Raw genomic sequence first — 16,122 nt, forward strand, 5'->3', positions numbered from 1 at the left:
CGGTCACTCTCCGCCGCGGAGGATGGAATTGCCTTCGTGGGTGACGTCCGCGGTCGTGCTGTCGAGATTCAGCCGCCCGCTGAGCCCGTAGAAGGCCACGGGGTTGCGCCACAGCACCCGGTCGACCTCGTCGTCGGTGAACCCGGCCTTGAGCAGGGCGTCGCCGACGCGGCGGGTCTTGAGGGGATCGCTTTTCCCCCAGTCCGCGGCCGAGTTGACGAGCACCTGCTCCGGACCGTACTCCCGCAGGATCCCGACCATCCGCTCCTCGTCCATCTTGGTGTCCGGATAGACGGAGAAGCCCAGCCAGCAGCCGCTGTCCTTGGCCTCCTTGACGGTGGTCTCGTTGAGGTGGTCGACCAGGACCCGGTCCGGGGAGAGCGCGGACTCGCGGACGGCGTCCAGGGTGCGGCGCAGGCCGGCCAGCTTGTCGCGGTGCGGGGTGTGGACGAGCGCGGGCAGCCCGTGATCGGCGGCGAGCTGGAGCTGGGCGGCGAGCGCGGTGTCCTCGGCGGGGGTCATCGAGTCATAGCCGATCTCGCCCACGGCCACGACCTGGTCCTTGATGAGATACCGGGGCAGTTCGTCGAGGACGGGGACGCAGCGCGGGTCGTTCGCCTCCTTGGGGTTGAGGGCGAGCGTGCAGTGGTGGGCGATGCCGTACTGGGCGGCGCGGAAGGGTTCCCAGCCGAGGAGCGCGTCGAAGTAGTCGAGGAAGGAGGCAGGTGAGGTGCGGGGCTGGCCGAGCCAGAAAGAGGGCTCCACGACGGCGCGGACGCCGGCGGCGTGCATGGCCTCGTAGTCGTCGGTGGTCCGTGACGTCATGTGGATGTGGGGGTCGAAGATGCGCATCAGGACTCCTTGCCGGAGGTTCCATACGGGCCGGACGGGCCAGACGGGCCGTGGGCGTCGGGGACGCCGGACGGGCCGGGGCTTCGGGACGGGCCGGGGGTCCCGGGCATGCCGGTGGCCGTCGGCGCGGTCAGGGCCAGGACGCGGTACAGGTCCTCGGGTACGGGACGGCCCGCGGCGGTGCGTTCGTCGGCGTAGTCGCCGAGCATGCGGGCGAGTTCGGCGTCGGCGTGGGCGCGCCGGGGCAGGTCGGCCACCTCGTCGACGGGGACACCGGTGAACAGGCACTTCAGGACGGCGTGGCGCCAGTTGTGGGCGTCGAGGTGCCGGGCGGCGTACGGGCCGAGGGCGGCCGCGACGAGCCGGGTGTCGTTGGTGCGCAGGGCGTCCTCGACGAGGGACAGCGCGTCGGGCCCTGGCACGAGGTGGGGCAGGGCGTGCAGGACCGCCCGGCGTTCGGCGGCGGTGCCCTGACGGTAGACGCGGACGAGTGCGCCGGTGTCGGCTCGGGCGGCGTGCAGGAGGAGTACGCGGGCGGCGTCGGCGTACTCGGGCCCGCACCGGCGCCCGGCTTCGGCGATCCGCAACTCCCAGACCGAGATGGGGCCGTGGGTGCCGGGGTGGGCGGCCGCCTCGTCGAGTGCCTGGTCGAGCCAGGCGCGGGCGGGCTCGTCGAGGTGGGTGTTGAGGCGGGTGTGCAGGGCTGCGGGGGTGGGCTGGGCCGCCTCGTCGGGCTGGTTCGGGTGGCCGACCGGGTTGCGCCGGCTGGCCTGCTCGCCTTGGCTCTGCTGGTCCTGCTGGCTTGGCTGGTCCCGCCGGTCCTGCTGGCTTGGCTGGTCCCGCCGGTCCTGCCGGTCCTGCCGGTCCCGCCGGTCCTGCCGGTCCTGCCGGTCCTGCCGGTCCCGCCGGTCCTGCCGGTCCTGCCGGTCCTGCCGGTCCTGCCGGTCCTGCCGGTCCTGCCGGTCCTGCCGGTCCTGCCGGTCCTGCCGGTCCGGCTGGCTCTGCTGGCCCGGCTGACCCGGCTGGTCTGGCCGGCCCGGCTGATCCTTCTGGCTTTGCTGGGTTCGGTGTGGGTGGTTCACGGGGTTCTCCCTTCGGGGCTCTGGGGGATCGCCCGGGTCGCGCGGTGGAGGAACGGGAGGGACTGTGCCGCGAAGTGGGGGCCCGCGTGGGAGTGGCGGGGCAGTTCGACGACGGTGAGGGCCTGGTAGCCGGTGGCTGCCAGGGCTTCGAGTACGGGCGGGAAGTCGATCTCCCCGTCCCCGAACGGGAGGTGTTCATGAACGCCGCGGCGCATGTCCTCGATCTGGACGTGCCGCAGCCACGGGGCGGCGGCGCGCACGCAGTCGGCGGGCGGCAGGGGTTCGAGGCACTGGCAGTGGCCGATGTCGAGGGTGAGCCCGAGGGCCGCCGGGTCGCCGAGCGCTCGGCGCAGCCGGTGGAAGTCGGCGAGGGAGGCGAGCAGATGGCCGGGTTCGGGTTCGACGGCGAGGGGGACACCGGTGCGTGTGGCGGTGTCCAGCACGGGGGCGAGCGTCTCGGTCAGGCGCTTCCACGCCGTGTCCTCGTCCGTGTCGTCCGGTGTGACGCCGCTGAAGCAGTGGACGGCGTGGGCGCCGAGGTCGGCGGCGACCCGCACGGCCGTCATGAGCAGGTCGACACGGCGCGTACGGTCGTCCGGGTCCGGGTCCAGGAGCGAGGGACCGTGTTTGCGCCGCGGGTCGAGGACATAGCGGGCACCGGTCTCGACGGTGACGCCGAGGCCGAGGCTTGCCAGCCTGCGGGCCACCTTCCCGGTGCGGGCGGCCAGGTCCGGGGCGAGCGGGTCGAGGTGCATGTGGTCGAGGGTCAGGCCCACGCCGTCGTAGCCGAGGTCGGAGAGGAGGGCGAGAGCGTCGTCGAGACGGAGGTCGGTGAGGCCGTTGGTGCCGTAGCCGAAGCGGAGGGGGTGAGGACCCGGGTCCGGGGCGGGGCTCGCGGGTACGGCCGGGCGGGGGCTCACGTCGGTGGTCCGGCGGGGGCTCGAGGTCATGTGACGCTCACCTTCCTCGCGAACTTGCGGGCCGCTGGGGCGAGTGCGGCCGTCAGGATTGCGGTGACGGGGGCACCCGCGCGGGCGGCGAGGGCGGCTTGGAGAGGGATCATGGCGCGGATTCCGCCGGCGACGGCTCGTTGGGTGAGCGGAGGTGAAGGGTTCAGGGCGGCGTGGAAGAGAGGGCGGGCGGAGGTCGCGGCGTAGGCGAGGGTGAGGGCTCCGCGCAGGGTGTCTGACAAGGGGTTCGGTGAGGAGCGGGGGCCATCTGGGGTCGCGACGAGCCCTTGGCTGCGACTGGCCACCCTCGTGCCGCCAACACGCCTTTTCTGCAGGGCTGTTGGGGAGTCGCTGCCAGCTCGCTCCACGCCCGGCCGGCCGTTCGCCAGTGCCCAGGCCACCGCACCGGTCGTGGCCAGTCCGGCCAACGGTGGCACCGGCGAACTGCCCTGCGTCTCGCCGCGCGACACCGTGGTCACCGCGAGGGTGTGGGTGGCCAGGGCCAGCGCGGAGGGAAGCGCGCGACGGGCGGTGCGACAGGCGGTGGCCGTAGCACCGAGGACTACGTCAAGGCTGCGCACCGCACTCCCGGTGGCCGCCTGGCCGACGAGCCCAACCCGGCGGGGGGCCGTGCTGCCGGTAGCCGTCGCACCGAGGAGCACCTTCTGACCGTGCGCGGCACTTCCGGCGGGCGCCCGACCGAAGAGCCCACCCCGGCTGGGGGCCGTGCTGCCGGTAGCCGTCGCACCGAGGAGCACCTTCTGACCGTGTGCGGCACTTCCGGTGGGCTCCTGCCCGAAGAGCCCACCCCGGCGGGGGGCCGTGCCGACGGTAGCCGTCGCACCGAGGAGCACCTTCTGACCGTGCGCGGCACTTCCGGCGGGCGCCCGACCGAAGAGCCCACCCCGGCTGGGGGCCGTGCCGACGGTGGCCGTCGCACCGAGCAGTACGTCCAGGCCGCGTGCGGTCGCCATCGCCGCGGGTCCTGCGGGGGTTCGCTTGAGTGTCAGGTCGTACGCCCACACGGTGGCGGCGAGAGGTACGGCGACGGCGAGGGAGGGGCGGCCCGCGCGGGCGGCCAGGGCGAGACCCGCAGCCGTCAGGGCTCCGGCTGCCGCGAGCGCCGCGGCCGGGTGTATGCGGCCGGAGGGCAGCGGGCGGTGCGGGCGTTCCACCGCGTCCTCGGCGCGGTCGGCCCAGTCGTTGAGGGCCATGCCCGCCCCGTACAGGCAGAGGGAGGAACCGATGGCGAGCAGGGTGCGGGGGTTCGGGCGTGCGCCGACCGCGGCGGCCCCGGCGAGGGCGTCACCGGGGACGGTGAACAGGGCCGGCAGCCGCAGCAGTTCAGCCCAGGCCTCGGCCTTGGCCCGCGCACCCGCGCCAATCCCGGCCGCCTCCCCCACCCCACTCGGCCCACCCGCCCCGCTCGACCCGGCCAATTCGCTCGGTCCGTGTGCCCTGGGTCCGTGTGCGCTGTCTGCCCCGCCTGCCCGGATCGACCCGCCCGAAGTGACCGGCCCGCCAGGCCCGCCCGGCTTGCCCGGCCCGCCCGGCCCGCCTGACCTGTCCGCCCCGGCAGCCCCGCCCAACTCGCCGGACCCACTCGCCTTGGCCAACTTGCCCAACCCGACCAAGCCGACCAACCCACCCCATCCCCACACCCCAGGCCCCCTCCCCCTCAAAGCCCCTCCCCCGCGAACCCCCGAAGGCGCCCCGCGAACCCCGTCAACGCCGCGTACTGCTCCCCAAGGGCCGAAGGTCCTTCCCCCACCGGGTCCTTGAAATAGAAGCCCAGTTCGCTCAGGGGGCCGGTGAGGCCGGCTTCGTGGGCGCGGGCTGTCAGGCGGGCGAGGTCGAGGACCAGGGGGGCCGCGAGGGCGGAGTCGCAGCCCTGCCAGGTGGTTTGGAGGATCATCCGCGTGCCGAGGAAACCGTCGAAGGCGATGTGGTCCCAGGCGGTCTTCCAGTCGCCGAGGGCGGGGACGTCGTCGATGTGGGTCTCGCCCTCCGGGGTCGCGCCCAGGGTGTCCGCCAGCGCGCGCTCCTTGCCGGCGTTCTTGGCCGCGGCGGCGGCCGGGTCGGCGAGGGCCGCTCCGTCGCCGCCGCCGAGGAGATTCGTGCCGGACCAGGCGCGGACCGTCAGGGCACGCTGGGCGAACATCGGCCCGAGCACCGACCGGAGCAGCGTCTGGCCGGTCTTGCCGTCGCGTCCCGCGTAGGGCAGCCCGCTGGACTCGGCCAAGGACGCCAGCGCCGGGTGGTGCAGCCCCGTCGAAGGCGTGAAGTTCACGTACGGGCACCCGGCCCGCAACGCCGCCGCCGCGTACAGCGAACTCGGCGGCAGCGCGGTCCCGACCGAAGGGAGATCAGAAGCAACCGGACCAGCGGGAGCAGATGGCGTCGGCTCCGTCAAGGCCACCCCAGCGGCAGCAGGCGACGTCGGCTCCGTCGACGCCACGTTCACCACGACCGCCCGGGCCAGGCCGCACCGGCGTACGAAGTCCCGTATGTCCGCCGCGAAGGCATCCACCAGCTCGGCGGGGTCCCTGGTGTCGCCCGGTGCGGGCCCGCCCGGGCGGATCTCCCGGTCGGCGGCCTCCAGTTCGGCCGCGATCGCCGAGGGCAGGCCGTGCGGGAGCACACCCCCGGCGACCAGGGACTCCGCACGCTTCGGGAGCGGGCAGTCCACCGTGTCGTGCCCGCCGAAGACGAGGGACGACAGCGCGGGCAGGCCGCAGTCGGCGAAGAGGCCGGTTTCGGTGACCATGCCCGTCGGGGCGTGCAGCCCGGCGGTGACGGCCGCGCACCCCGCGATGACGGTGGTGGCAACGGAGCCGCGCGCTCCGATCAGCCACACTCCCACCCGGGGATCAGCAAGGGACGCGGACATGGGGCAGCCTCCTTGTCGTACGCCAGCTCGTACATCAGCTCGTACATCAGCTCGTACATCAGCTCGTACATCTGCTCGTACATCTGCTCGTACATCAGCTCGTACATCAGCTCGTACATCAGCTCGCACAGGGAATGCGAGACGGCGGGCGGGAGTACGGCACCTCCCGCCCGCCGCCGCTCAGTCGCCCGCCGAAGCCGGCCCGCCGCTGTGGGCCGCGGACTTCGTGGGCAGTTCCTTGATCCGGACGTTACGGAAGGACACCTCGTCGTCGGTCCCGTGGTTCTGGAGGCCGACGTGCCCGTCGCGCAGGCTCCGTGCCGGATCGGTGTTGGTGTAATCGTTGATCTTCACACCGTTGAGCCAGACGCGGAGCCGTTCGCCCTCCACGCGGATCTCGTACGTGTTCCACTCCCCCGGCGGGTTCAGCGCTTGGTCGCGCTTCTCGATGTCGGCGGACTGGAAGCTGTATACGGCCCCGGTGGTGCGATCAGGGGCGTCGGTCGCGTCGATCTGGATCTCGTAGCCGTTGTTCACGGCCGACCAGGGGTCGTCGGAGGCCGGGAAGCCCACGAAGACACCGGAGTTGTCGTCCCCGGCCACCTTCCAGTCGAGTTTCAGCGAGTACGCGCCGAAGCCGGAGTCCGCGTGCCAGAGCATCCCCAGGCCGCCGTTCGTGGTGAGCGTGCCGTCATCGCTCAGCGCGAACGAACCCGGTCCCGCCTGTCTCCACGCCGCCAGTGACTCGGCCGTGCCGTCGAAGAGCGGCCGGTAGCCGTTCTCCGGGCGGCAGTCGGCCTGCGCGGCACCGATGGCGTACCGGATTCCGCCCAACAGGTGCTGGCGGAAGGCCGGTTCGGCGTACGACTCCTTGGTGTGGCCGCCCCCGGTGTAGAAGGCGCGGCCGCCCCGGTACTCCTGGCACCAGGCGATCGGATGGTCGCCGCCCATCGTGCCGCCGGTGTACGACGACTCGTCGAGCGAGGCCAGGACGTGGGCGTGGTCACGCGGATTGGAGCGGTAGTTGTACCACTCGTCCGTGCGGTCCCAGGCCTTCGGGAGCTCCGAAGTCGCCGGGTGCGCCCGGTCCTCGACCTCGACCGTCGCCGGCTGGATCGCGGGGTGCGACTGGAAGTACGCGCCCGCGAGACCGCCGTAGAAGGCCCAGTCGTACTCGGTGTCGGCGGCCGCGTGGATGCCCACATAGCCGCCGCCCCGCTTGATGTACCGCTCGAAGGCGGTCTGCTGGGCGCTGTCGAGGACATCACCCGTGGTGGACAGGAACACCACCGCGTCGTACTGGGCGAGGTTGCGGGTGGTGAAGGCGCCCGCGTCCTCGGTGGCGTCGACGGCGAAGCCGCCCTCCGTCCCCAGGGCCCGTACGGCCGCGATTCCTTCCGGTATCGAGTCGTGCCGGAACCCCGCGGTCTTGGAGAAGACCAGGACCCGGCTCTCGTCGGCGTCGGAGGCGGCGCCGGAGCCGGCGTCTCGCGACGCGGCCGGTCCCGACACACAGCCGATGAGCAGAGCGGCGGCAGCACCCGCCGTCAGCATCCGTACCGATGCGCGCATGACCGTCTCCTCTCCTGTCAGCTCGTCGTGAAGGTGAAGTCGTCCACGTCGTAGAGCGCGCCGGTCCCGCTCCCCTTGAAGACGAGATAGAGCGTGGTGGTGCCGCGCGGCGCGCGGGAGAGATCCGCGCTCACGTCCTGGAAGGTCTCCCAGCCGCCGGTCACGGGCACGGTCGCGGAGCCCAGCAGTCGGCCGGTCGCGGAGCCCGCGCGGACCTCGAGGGTGCCGCCCGATCCGGCGGACGAGATGCGTGCCGTGATCTTCTTGGCGTCGCTCAGCACGTACGGCTTGAACGAGACCCAGTCCCCGTTGTTGATGTCGCCAACCGTCTTGCCGCCGTGGGCGGTTGCCTTCGAGATGACCGAGATCCCCGAGGACTCGCCGAAGTGCTCGGCCTGACGGTGCCTGGGCTGGGCGACATTCTGGTCGTGGCTGGTCAGCGCGGCCTGGCCGCCGCCTCCGCCGTCGGTGTACTCGGCGTCGAAGACTCCGAAGATGTTCGCGTCGTCGTCATGGCCGTCGCCCGCGCCGGTCTCGATGGTGCCGGTGCAGCCGTTGGCGGACGTCAGCAGGTGGCCGTGGCTGTCGTGGCCGAGGATGAAGTTGACCTTCACCTTGGCGCAGTCGATCGTCCCGTCCTCGGCGTCCGTCACCGTCACCTTGAAGGGCACGGTGTCACCGAAGCTGAACAGCTGGCCGTCGCGCGGAAGGTCGAGGGTCACCTTGGGCGCGGTGTTGCCGACCACGACCTGCACGCTCGCGTTGCCCGTACGCCCGCCGGCGTCCTTGGCCGTCACCGTCGCCGTGTACGTGCCGTTCTTCTTGTAGGTGTACGCCGGGTTCGCCGCCGTCGACTTGCCGCCGTCACCGAAGTCCCAGCTGTACGTGAGGGCGTCGCCGTCGGCGTCGGACGAACCGGCCGAGGAGAAGCGGACCTTGAGCGGGGCCTGACCCGAGGTGCGGTCGGCCGCGGCCTGCGCGACGGGCGAGTGGCCGTCGGTGGCGTTCTCGATCCGGTACAGGCCCGAGTTCTCGTCGCCGCCGAACCAGGCGGTGCCGTAGTCGAGGACGTACAGCGCCCCGTCGGGTCCGAAGGCCATGTCCATCACCTGCGTGCCCGTCCACGGGACGGAGTTGATGGACTGCACGATGCCGTCGCCGTCGCTCACGATGCGCTTGATCCAGCGGCGGCCGAACTCTCCGGCGAAGAAGTTCCCGTCGTACGCCTGCGGGAACTTCACCGGCGAGTCGAGCGAGGCGTCGTAGTGGTAGACCGGGCCGCCCATCGGGGACTCCGAGCCGTTGCCGAACTCCGGGACGGACGCGCCGTCGTACGGGATCCAGGCCTGCTGGGCCGGGGGCAGGTCCGTCAGCCCGGTGTTGTGGGGCGAGTTGTTCTTCGGCGCGCTGCAGTCGAAGGCCGCGCCCGAGGAGCCGGTCGCGAAGTCGTAGTCCACGTAGGCGTCGTTCTTGCCGGTGCAGTACGGCCATCCGAAGTTACCGGGGCCGGTGACGCGTGCGAACTCGACCTGGCCGGCGGGGCCGCGCGCCGGGTCGGTCGCGCCGGCGTCCGGGCCGTAGTCACCGACGTACAGAATGCCCGTCGCCTTGTCGACGCTGAAGCGGAACGGGTTGCGGAAGCCCATCGCGTAGATCTCGGGGCGCGTCTTGTCCGTGCCGGGGGCGAAGAGGTTCCCGTCGGGGATGGAGTACGAGCCGTCGGCGTTCACCTTGATGCGCAGGATCTTGCCGCGCAGGTCATTGGTGTTGCCGGACGAACGCTGGGCGTCGAAGACGGGGTTGCGGTCGGCGCGCTCGTCGATGGGCGTGAAGCCGTCCGACTGAAAGGGGTTGGTGTCGTCCCCGGTGGAGAGGTAGAGGTTCCCGGCCGCGTCGAAGTCGATGTCGCCGCCGACGTGGCAGCAGATGCCGCGCGTGGCCGGGACGTCCAGGATCTGCTTCTCGCTGGCCTTGTCGAGGGTGCCGTCGGTCTTCAGGACGAAGCGCGAGAGCCGGTTGACGCCGTCGAAGGGCGCGAAGTCCGCGGCGGTGCCCGTTTCCGGGGCGTCGCCCGCGGGGGTGTTCAGGGGCGGGGCGTAGTAAAGGTAGATGAAGCGGTTGTCCGCGAAGCCGGGGTCGAGGCCGACGCCCTGCAGGCCTTCCTCGTCGTGTGCGTAGACGTCGAGTTTGCCCGCGAGTTTCGTGTTGCCCGCGCTGTCGGTCAGCCGGAGTTCGCCGTCGCGCGAGGTGTGCAGGACGGAGCGGTCCGGGAGGACGGCGAGCGACATGGGCTCGCCGACCTCGGGTTCACCCTTGGCGAGGGTGACTTGCTGGAAGTCCTCGGCCGCGGCCGCGTTTTCCGAGGCCGCGTTCCCCGCGCCGGCGACGGCTGCGCCGGCCTGGGGTGCGGTGAGGGTGAGGGAGGCGGCCGCGAGCAGCGCGCCGCTCAGCAGGGCGAGCGCCCCGCGAAGTCTCGGACGTCTGGTGTGGCTCGTGTTCTTCCTGTTCTTCCTGTTTCTGGCATACGGGTGCACGAAATGCCTCCATGACGGGGCTGGTCGTACGAGTGGGTGATGTAGGGGATGCCTGACGCCGGGGTGCGCCGTCACCCCGGAAAGACAAGAAGGTCAGTTGCCGAACGCCGCGTCGAACGAAGCCGACGGCGGCTCGAAGTCGAACGCCTTGAGGCGGGTCAGGGCCTCGGGCGCGCCCTGGAGCCGGTCCATGCCGGCGTCCTCCCACTCGACCGAGATGGGGCCCGAGTAGTCGATGGAGCGCAGCATGCGGAAGACGTCCTCCCAGGGGACGTCGCCGTGGCCCGCGGACACGAAGTCCCAGCCGCGCCGCGGGTCGCCCCAGGGCAGGTGCGAGCCGAGGCGGCCGTTGCGCCCGTCCAGGCGCCTGCGGGCTTCCTTGCAGTCGACGTGGTAGATCCGGTCGCGGAAGTCCCACAGGAAACCGACCGGGTCGAGGTCCTGCCACACGAAGTGCGACGGGTCGAAGTTCAGCCCGAAGGCCGGTCGGTGGTCAACTGCCTCCAGAGCCCGGTGCGTTGTCCAGTAGTCGTAAGCGATCTCGCTCGGGTGGACCTCGTGCGCGAACCGCACGCCCTCGGCGTCGAAGACGTCCAGGATCGGGTTCCAGCGCGTCGCGAAGTCCTCGTAGCCGCGCTCGATCATCGACTCGGGCGCGGGCGGGAACATCGCGACCAGGTGCCAGATCGCCGAGCCGGTGAAGCCGATGACGGTGTCGACGCCGAAGGCGGCCGCGGCGCGCGCGGTGTCGGCGATCTCGGCGGCGGCCCGCTGCCGTACGCCCTCGGGTTCGCCGTCGCCCCAGATACGGGCGGGCAGGATCGCCTGGTGGCGCTCGTCGATGATGGCGTCGCAGACGGCCTGGCCCACCAAGTGGTTGGAGATCGCCCAGCACTTGAGCCCGTACTTGTCGAGGAGCGCGTGCCTGGAGTCGATGTACGCCGGGTCCGCGAGCGCTTTGTCGACCTCGAAGTGGTCCCCCCAGCAGGCGAGTTCGAGACCGTCGTAACCGAAGTCGCGGGCGAGGCGGCAGACCTCTTCGAGGGGAAGGTCGGCCCACTGGCCGGTGAAGAGCGTGAAGGTGCGGGGCATGTCCGAGGCTCCTCGGGATCAGACCGCTATGGGTGTGTAGACGGAGTTCTTCTCGGCGCTCTCCTCCACCGCCGCGAGCACGCGCTGCACTTGCAGCCCGTCGGCGAAGGACGGCACGGGAGGGCGGCTCGCCGCGATGGCGTGCACGAGGTCGCGGGCCTGGTGGACGAAGGTGTGCTCGTAGCCGAGGCCGTGGCCCGGCGGCCACCAGGCGTCCAGGTAGGGGTGGTCGGGCTCGGTGACGAGGATGCGGCGGAAGCCCGCGTGGGCGCCGGGTTCCGTGTGGTCGTGGTACGAGAGTTCGTTGAGACGTTCCAGGTCGAAGGCCAACGAGCCGCGCTCGGCGTTGAGTTCGATGCGCAGGGAGTTCTTGCGGCCGGTGGCGAAGCGGGACGCCTCGAAGGAGGCGAGGGCACCGGAGGCGAAGCGGCCGGTGAAAAGGGCGGCGTCGTCGACGGTGACCGTGCCGACGCCGGAACCCGCCCCCGTACCGCCCCCCGCCCCCGACACGGCCGACAGCCCGCTCGACGCCCCGCCCGGCAGCGGCCGCTCCCGTACGAACGTCTCGGTGAGCCCCGAGACCCCGACGAGCCGCTCCCCCGCCACATACTGCGCGAGGTCGATGATGTGCGCCCCCAGGTCGCCGAGGGCTCCCGACCCCGCGGCCTCCTTGCGCAGCCGCCAGGTGAGCGGGAACTCCCGGTTCACCAGCCAGTCCTGAAGATACGTCACCCGCACGTGCCGCAGGGTGCCCAGCCGCCCCTCGGCGACCATGGACCGGGCGAGCGAAGTGGCGGGCACCCGGCGGTAGTTGAAACCGACCATGGACATCTGACCGCGCTCCTGGGCGGCTTCGGCGGCGGCCACCATCATCTCGGCCTCCGCGACCGTGTTCGCGAGGGGCTTCTCGCACAGCACGTGCTTGCCCGCGGCCAGCGCGGCGACGGCGATCTCGGCGTGGCTGTCGCCGGGGGTACAGATGTCGACGAGGTCGACGTCGTCGCGGGCGATCAGGGCGCGCCAGTCGGTCTCGGCCGCCGCCCAGCCGTGCCGGTCCGCCATCGCCCGCACGGCCTGTCCGTCACGGCCGCAGACCGCGGCGAGGACCGGGCGGCGCGGCAGGTCGAAGACGCGCCCCACGGTGCGCCAGCCCTGTGAGTGGGCGGCGCCCATGAAGGCGTAGCCGACCATGCCCACGCCCAGGGGCGGCTTCTCGGTGTCGCCGCCCTGCTGCGGCTGTCCCATGCGGATGTCCTCCTCGTCGTCGTGGCGCGGTGGGGGGTGGGGTCTGACCCGGCTGATCCGCCGGGCAGACCCCTGGTGCGGGACGCATCACTTGAAGCCGGTGGCCATGTACTGCTGGACGTTGTCCTTGTCGACGACGGCCGAGTAGAGCGTGAGCGAGGCAGGGATCTCGAACTCGGCGAGGCCGCCGACGCCCTTGCCCTGGCCGAGCGCGCGGGCGAGGTCGATCGCGGACGCGGCCATGGTCGGCGGATACAGGACAGTGGCCTTGAGGACGCTGTTGTCGGCTTCGATGGCCTGGAAGGCGGAGAGGGCGCCGGCGCCGCCGACCATGAGGAAGTCGTCGCGCCCGGCCTGCTTGATGGCGCGCAGCGCGCCCACGCCCTGGTCGTCGTCGTGGTTCCACAGGGCGTCGAACTTCGACTGGGCCTGCAGGAGTTGGGCCATCTTGGCCTGCCCGGACTCGACGGTGAACTCGGCGGCCTGCCGCGCGACCTTCTTGATGTTCGGGTAGTTCTTGAGGGCCGCGTCGAAGCCCTCGGTGCGCTGCTGGGTGAGTTCCAGGTTGTCGAGCCCGGCGAGTTCGATGACGCGGGCGTTCTTCTTGTCCTTGAGCTTCTCGCCGATGTAGTGACCGGCGTTGAGGCCCATGCCGTAGTTGTCGCCGCCGATCCAGCAGCGGTACGCCTGCGGGGAGTTGAAGATCCGGTCGAGGTTGACGACGGGGATGCCGGCGCGCATGGCCTGGAGGCCCACCTGGGTGAGCGCCTTGCCGTCGGCGGGCAGCACGACCAGGACGTCGACCTTCTTGTTGATCAGTGTCTCGATCTGACCGATCTGGGCGGCCGTGTCGTTGGAGCCCTCGGTGATCTCCAGTGTGACGTCCGCGTACTTCTTGGCACGGCTCTTGGCGTTGTCGTTGATGGCGTTGAGCCAGCCGTGGTCGGCCTGCGGTCCCGCGAAGCCGATGGTGACGGGCTTGCCGGGCTTGTCGTCGGCGGCGGGCTGGCTGTTCGCGGCCGGCTTCTCGTCCTTGGGGTCGTTGCTGGTGCAGCCGGTGAGGAAGGCACCGGCCGAGACGGCGGCGGTCCCGAAGAGCAGTCCTCTGCGACTGGTGAGGCTGGTGGGTTCTGGCATGGCGGTGGACCCTTCCCGTGTCAGGTCGTACGTGCCCGTGTGCGCGCCGGGCTGTCAGGGGGTGTTTGCTGTACGCCGCTGGACCAGGACCGCGGCGACGATGATCGCGCCCTTGGCGATCTGCTGGACGTCGCTCTGGAGGTTGTTCAGCGCGAAGATGTTGGTGATCGTCGTGAAGATGAGGACGCCGAGCACGGCGCCGGTGATGGTGCCGCGGCCCCCGCTGAGCAGCGTGCCGCCGATGATCGCGGCCGCGATGGCGTCGAGTTCGTACAGGTTGCCGTTGGTGTTCTGGCCCGAGCCGGACAGGATGATCAGCAGGAAGGCGGCGATGCCGCAGCACAGTCCCGAGAGCAGATAGAGGTACAGCCGCTGCCGTCGTACGTCGATGCCGGCGAGCCGTGCCGCCTCCGCGTTGCCGCCGACGGCGACCGTGCGCCGCCCGAAGGTGGTGCGGTTGAGGACCAGCCAGCCGATGACCGTGACCACGGCGAAGACGAGTACCAGCGGCGGGATGCCGAGCACGTACGAGTCCCGTTCGCCGAGCTTCAGGATCCCGTCCACGGTGACGATCTGGGTCTTGCCGTCGGTGATCTGGAGGGCCAGGCCGCGGGCCGAGGCGAGCATGGCGAGCGTCGCGATGAAGGGGACCATCCCGCCGTATGCGATGAGCACGCCGTTGACCAGGCCGCAGCCCACGCCGACGATCACCGCGGTGAAGAGGATGCCCGCGAAGCCGTACTCCTGGGTGGCGACCGTGGTCGCCCACACGGAGGAGAGCGCGACGATCGCGCCGACCGACAGGTCGATTCCGCCGGAGGTGATGACGAACGTCATGCCGACGGTGACGACGCCGATCACCGAGGCCTGGGTGAGGACGAGTTGGAGGTTGCGGGTGTCGAGGAACTCGTCGGGCTTGGTGCTGCCGCCGATGATGATCAGGGCGGCGAGCACGCCGAGGAGCGAGACGGTGCGGACGTCGGCGCGGGCGACGAGAGCACGCAGCGGGCCGCCCCGGTCTGCCGCGCGATCGGTCTTTCGTTCGGCCGTTGGTCCCGGTGGGTGCGGTTTGCTGAGCACGGGCAACTCCCGTCATGACGCTGCTAGATTGGCTGCTGCCTAAAGGCAACGGTCAGGGCTTGACCGTCATGAGGCCGGTCATCGGCCGAGTGAGAAGCCACCTCCTTCGGGAACCGGCGGAGTCACCACAAGGTCGAGTACGCGAAACTCGTCCAGTTCCCGCGAAGGGCCGGAGTGGACAACCCGGCCCTCGCGGAGAATCACCACCCTGTCGGCCAGTCCCAGGACTTCGGGTATCTCGCTGGAGACCAGCAGGACGGCGAGGCCTTCGTCGGCGAGGCGGCGGATGACCGCATACAGCTCGGCGCGGGCGCCGACGTCGACCCCGCGGGTGGGTTCGTCGAGGAGCAGGACGCGGCAGCCGCGCAGCAGCCAGCGCGCCAGGACGGCCTTCTGCTGGTTGCCGCCGGACAGCGTCCGGACCGGGACCGACGGGTTGTCGGGGCGCAGGGAAAGCTCGCGTGTCGCCGCCCGTGCCGCGCCGCTTTCGGCGCTCCGGTCGATCCAGCCCCCGCGCGCGAAGCGGGACATGGAGGACACCGACACATTGCGGGTGACCGACTCCAGCATCAGCAGGGCCTGCGCCTTGCGTTCCTCCGGGGCGAGCCCGAGTCCGGCGCGGACGGCGGCGCGTACGCTTCCGGTGCGCAACGGCCGTCCGTCCACGCTGACATGACCGGCCGTCGGCCTGCGGGCCCCGTAGATCGTCTCCAGGATCTCGGAGCGCCCGGATCCGACGAGCCCGGCCAGACCGACGATCTCGCCGGGGCGCAGCTCCAGGTCGAGCGGCTCGAACTCCCCCTCACGGGCAAGGCCTTGGACCGTGAGCACGGGCTCTCCGGTTGGCTGTGACCGGGGCCGGTCCGGGAAGACGTACTCGACATTGCGCCCGGTCATCAGCGCGACGACCTCGCGCGTCGGGGTGGACTTCGCGGGCAGTCCGCCCGCGACCGCGCGCCCGTCCTTCAGTACGGTCACGCGGTCGCCGATGCGGCGGATCTCCTCCAGGCGGTGCGAGATGTAGACGACGGCGACGCCGTCGGCGGTCAGGTCGCCCACGATGCGGAAGAGGTTGTCGACCTCGTCGGGGTCGAGGGCCGCGGACGGTTCGTCCATGACGATCAGGCGTACATCGTGGGAGAGCGCCCGGGCCATGGAGACGATCTGCTGCTGGGCCGCCGACAGCTCACCGACGAGCCGCGCGGGGTCAATCTCCGGATGCCCAAGTCGCTTGAGCAGAGCGGCCGTTGAAGCCCGCGCCGCTTTTCCCCGTACGACGAAACCGGCGGCCGTGGGTTCATGTCCGAGGTGGACGTTCTCGGCCACCGACAGGCCTTCCACCAGGTCGAGTTCCTGGTAGATGGTGGCGATGCCCAGGCGCATGGCGGCGATCGGCGATTTGAGCGTGACATGATCCCCGCGCCAGCCGATGGTGCCCGCGTCGGGCTGGTGGGCGCCGGCCAGGACCTTGATGAGGGTGGACTTTCCGGCGCCGTTCTGGCCGAGCAGACAGTGCACTTCGCCGGCCTGGACGTCGAGGTCGACGCCGTCGAGGGCCCGGACTCCGGGGAACGACTTGGTGATGCCGGACATGGTGAGCAGCGGTGGTTCGGGTGCCATGACGGTTCCCCTTGGCGGGCGTGCGGGCCGGTTGCAGGGCAGGGCGGTGCGGGGGCGGGGCAAGGGTG

Annotated in this window: 13 protein-coding genes; all 13 read right to left on the reverse strand. The window is 71.3% G+C overall.

The window, feature by feature from the left end:
• Positions 1 to 3: 3 nt before the first annotated feature.
• The 13 genes from C4B68_RS06110 to C4B68_RS06170 all read right to left on the reverse strand — a co-directional run bounded on the left by C4B68_RS06110 (position 4) and on the right by C4B68_RS06170 (position 16,054).
• Positions 4 to 852, reverse strand: coding sequence for a TatD family hydrolase (locus C4B68_RS06110; protein WP_099498401.1), 849 nt, complete (start codon positions 850 to 852; stop codon positions 4 to 6).
• Positions 852 to 1,553: an EboA domain-containing protein gene (locus C4B68_RS06115; RefSeq protein WP_180289146.1), complete on the reverse strand. Its 702-nt coding sequence runs from the start codon at positions 1,551 to 1,553 to the stop codon at positions 852 to 854. Before C4B68_RS06115 ends, C4B68_RS06110 begins: the two co-directional genes overlap by 1 nt.
• 377 nt (positions 1,554 to 1,930) lie before the next feature.
• Positions 1,931 to 2,884, reverse strand: coding sequence for a sugar phosphate isomerase/epimerase family protein (locus C4B68_RS06125; RefSeq protein WP_099498402.1), 954 nt, complete (start codon positions 2,882 to 2,884; stop codon positions 1,931 to 1,933).
• Positions 2,881 to 4,287, reverse strand: coding sequence for a UbiA family prenyltransferase (locus C4B68_RS06130; protein ID WP_240634196.1), 1,407 nt, complete (start codon positions 4,285 to 4,287; stop codon positions 2,881 to 2,883). The genes C4B68_RS06125 and C4B68_RS06130 overlap by 4 nt, the downstream gene beginning before the upstream one ends.
• A gap of 275 nt (positions 4,288 to 4,562) precedes the next feature.
• The gene (locus C4B68_RS06135; protein WP_099498403.1) at positions 4,563 to 5,774 is read right to left on the reverse strand and encodes an inositol-3-phosphate synthase; all 1,212 of its coding nucleotides are present in this window, start codon (positions 5,772 to 5,774) and stop codon (positions 4,563 to 4,565) included.
• A complete protein-coding gene (locus C4B68_RS41760) occupies positions 5,732 to 5,893 on the reverse strand; it encodes a hypothetical protein (protein ID WP_167459018.1) in 162 nt (53 codons plus the stop codon). Before C4B68_RS41760 ends, C4B68_RS06135 begins: the two co-directional genes overlap by 43 nt.
• Positions 5,894 to 5,954: 61 nt before the next feature.
• On the reverse strand, positions 5,955 to 7,346 hold the full coding sequence (locus C4B68_RS06140; RefSeq protein ID WP_099498404.1) for a ThuA domain-containing protein: 1,392 nt from the start codon (positions 7,344 to 7,346) through the stop codon (positions 5,955 to 5,957).
• Positions 7,347 to 7,363: 17 nt separating this feature from the next.
• Complete coding sequence (locus tag C4B68_RS06145; protein ID WP_099498405.1) at positions 7,364 to 9,880, reverse strand: PQQ-dependent sugar dehydrogenase; 2,517 nt, start codon at positions 9,878 to 9,880, stop codon at positions 7,364 to 7,366.
• Between the two features lie 93 nt (positions 9,881 to 9,973).
• Positions 9,974 to 10,972, reverse strand: coding sequence for a sugar phosphate isomerase/epimerase family protein (locus tag C4B68_RS06150; RefSeq protein ID WP_099498406.1), 999 nt, complete (start codon positions 10,970 to 10,972; stop codon positions 9,974 to 9,976).
• 18 nt (positions 10,973 to 10,990) lie between these two features.
• Complete coding sequence (locus C4B68_RS06155) at positions 10,991 to 12,217, reverse strand: Gfo/Idh/MocA family protein (protein ID WP_099498407.1); 1,227 nt, start codon at positions 12,215 to 12,217, stop codon at positions 10,991 to 10,993.
• Positions 12,218 to 12,304: 87 nt separating this feature from the next.
• The gene (locus tag C4B68_RS06160; RefSeq protein ID WP_099498408.1) at positions 12,305 to 13,354 is read right to left on the reverse strand and encodes a substrate-binding domain-containing protein; all 1,050 of its coding nucleotides are present in this window, start codon (positions 13,352 to 13,354) and stop codon (positions 12,305 to 12,307) included.
• 54 nt (positions 13,355 to 13,408) lie between these two features.
• Positions 13,409 to 14,359, reverse strand: coding sequence for an ABC transporter permease (locus C4B68_RS06165; protein WP_099498975.1), 951 nt, complete (start codon positions 14,357 to 14,359; stop codon positions 13,409 to 13,411).
• A gap of 153 nt (positions 14,360 to 14,512) precedes the next feature.
• The gene (locus C4B68_RS06170; protein WP_099498409.1) at positions 14,513 to 16,054 is read right to left on the reverse strand and encodes a sugar ABC transporter ATP-binding protein; all 1,542 of its coding nucleotides are present in this window, start codon (positions 16,052 to 16,054) and stop codon (positions 14,513 to 14,515) included.
• Positions 16,055 to 16,122: the final 68 nt, after the last annotated feature.

Source organism: Streptomyces dengpaensis (assembly GCF_002946835.1).
Taxonomy (GTDB): Bacteria; Actinomycetota; Actinomycetes; order Streptomycetales; family Streptomycetaceae; genus Streptomyces; species Streptomyces dengpaensis.

Excerpts from the sequence above, each read along its gene's own strand:
- C4B68_RS06110 (WP_099498401.1), bottom strand. The coding sequence starts at position 852 with ATGCGCATCTTCGACCCCCACATCCACATGACGTCACGGACCACCGAC.
- C4B68_RS06125 (WP_099498402.1), bottom strand. The coding sequence starts at position 2,884 with ATGACCTCGAGCCCCCGCCGGACCACCGACGTGAGCCCCCGCCCGGCC.
- C4B68_RS06135 (WP_099498403.1), bottom strand. The coding sequence starts at position 5,774 with ATGTCCGCGTCCCTTGCTGATCCCCGGGTGGGAGTGTGGCTGATCGGA.
- C4B68_RS41760 (WP_167459018.1), bottom strand. The coding sequence starts at position 5,893 with ATGTACGAGCTGATGTACGAGCTGATGTACGAGCAGATGTACGAGCAG.
- C4B68_RS06140 (WP_099498404.1), bottom strand. The coding sequence starts at position 7,346 with ATGCGCGCATCGGTACGGATGCTGACGGCGGGTGCTGCCGCCGCTCTG.
- C4B68_RS06150 (WP_099498406.1), bottom strand. The coding sequence starts at position 10,972 with ATGCCCCGCACCTTCACGCTCTTCACCGGCCAGTGGGCCGACCTTCCC.
- C4B68_RS06155 (WP_099498407.1), bottom strand. The coding sequence starts at position 12,217 with ATGGGACAGCCGCAGCAGGGCGGCGACACCGAGAAGCCGCCCCTGGGC.
- C4B68_RS06160 (WP_099498408.1), bottom strand. The coding sequence starts at position 13,354 with ATGCCAGAACCCACCAGCCTCACCAGTCGCAGAGGACTGCTCTTCGGG.
- C4B68_RS06170 (WP_099498409.1), bottom strand. The coding sequence starts at position 16,054 with ATGGCACCCGAACCACCGCTGCTCACCATGTCCGGCATCACCAAGTCG.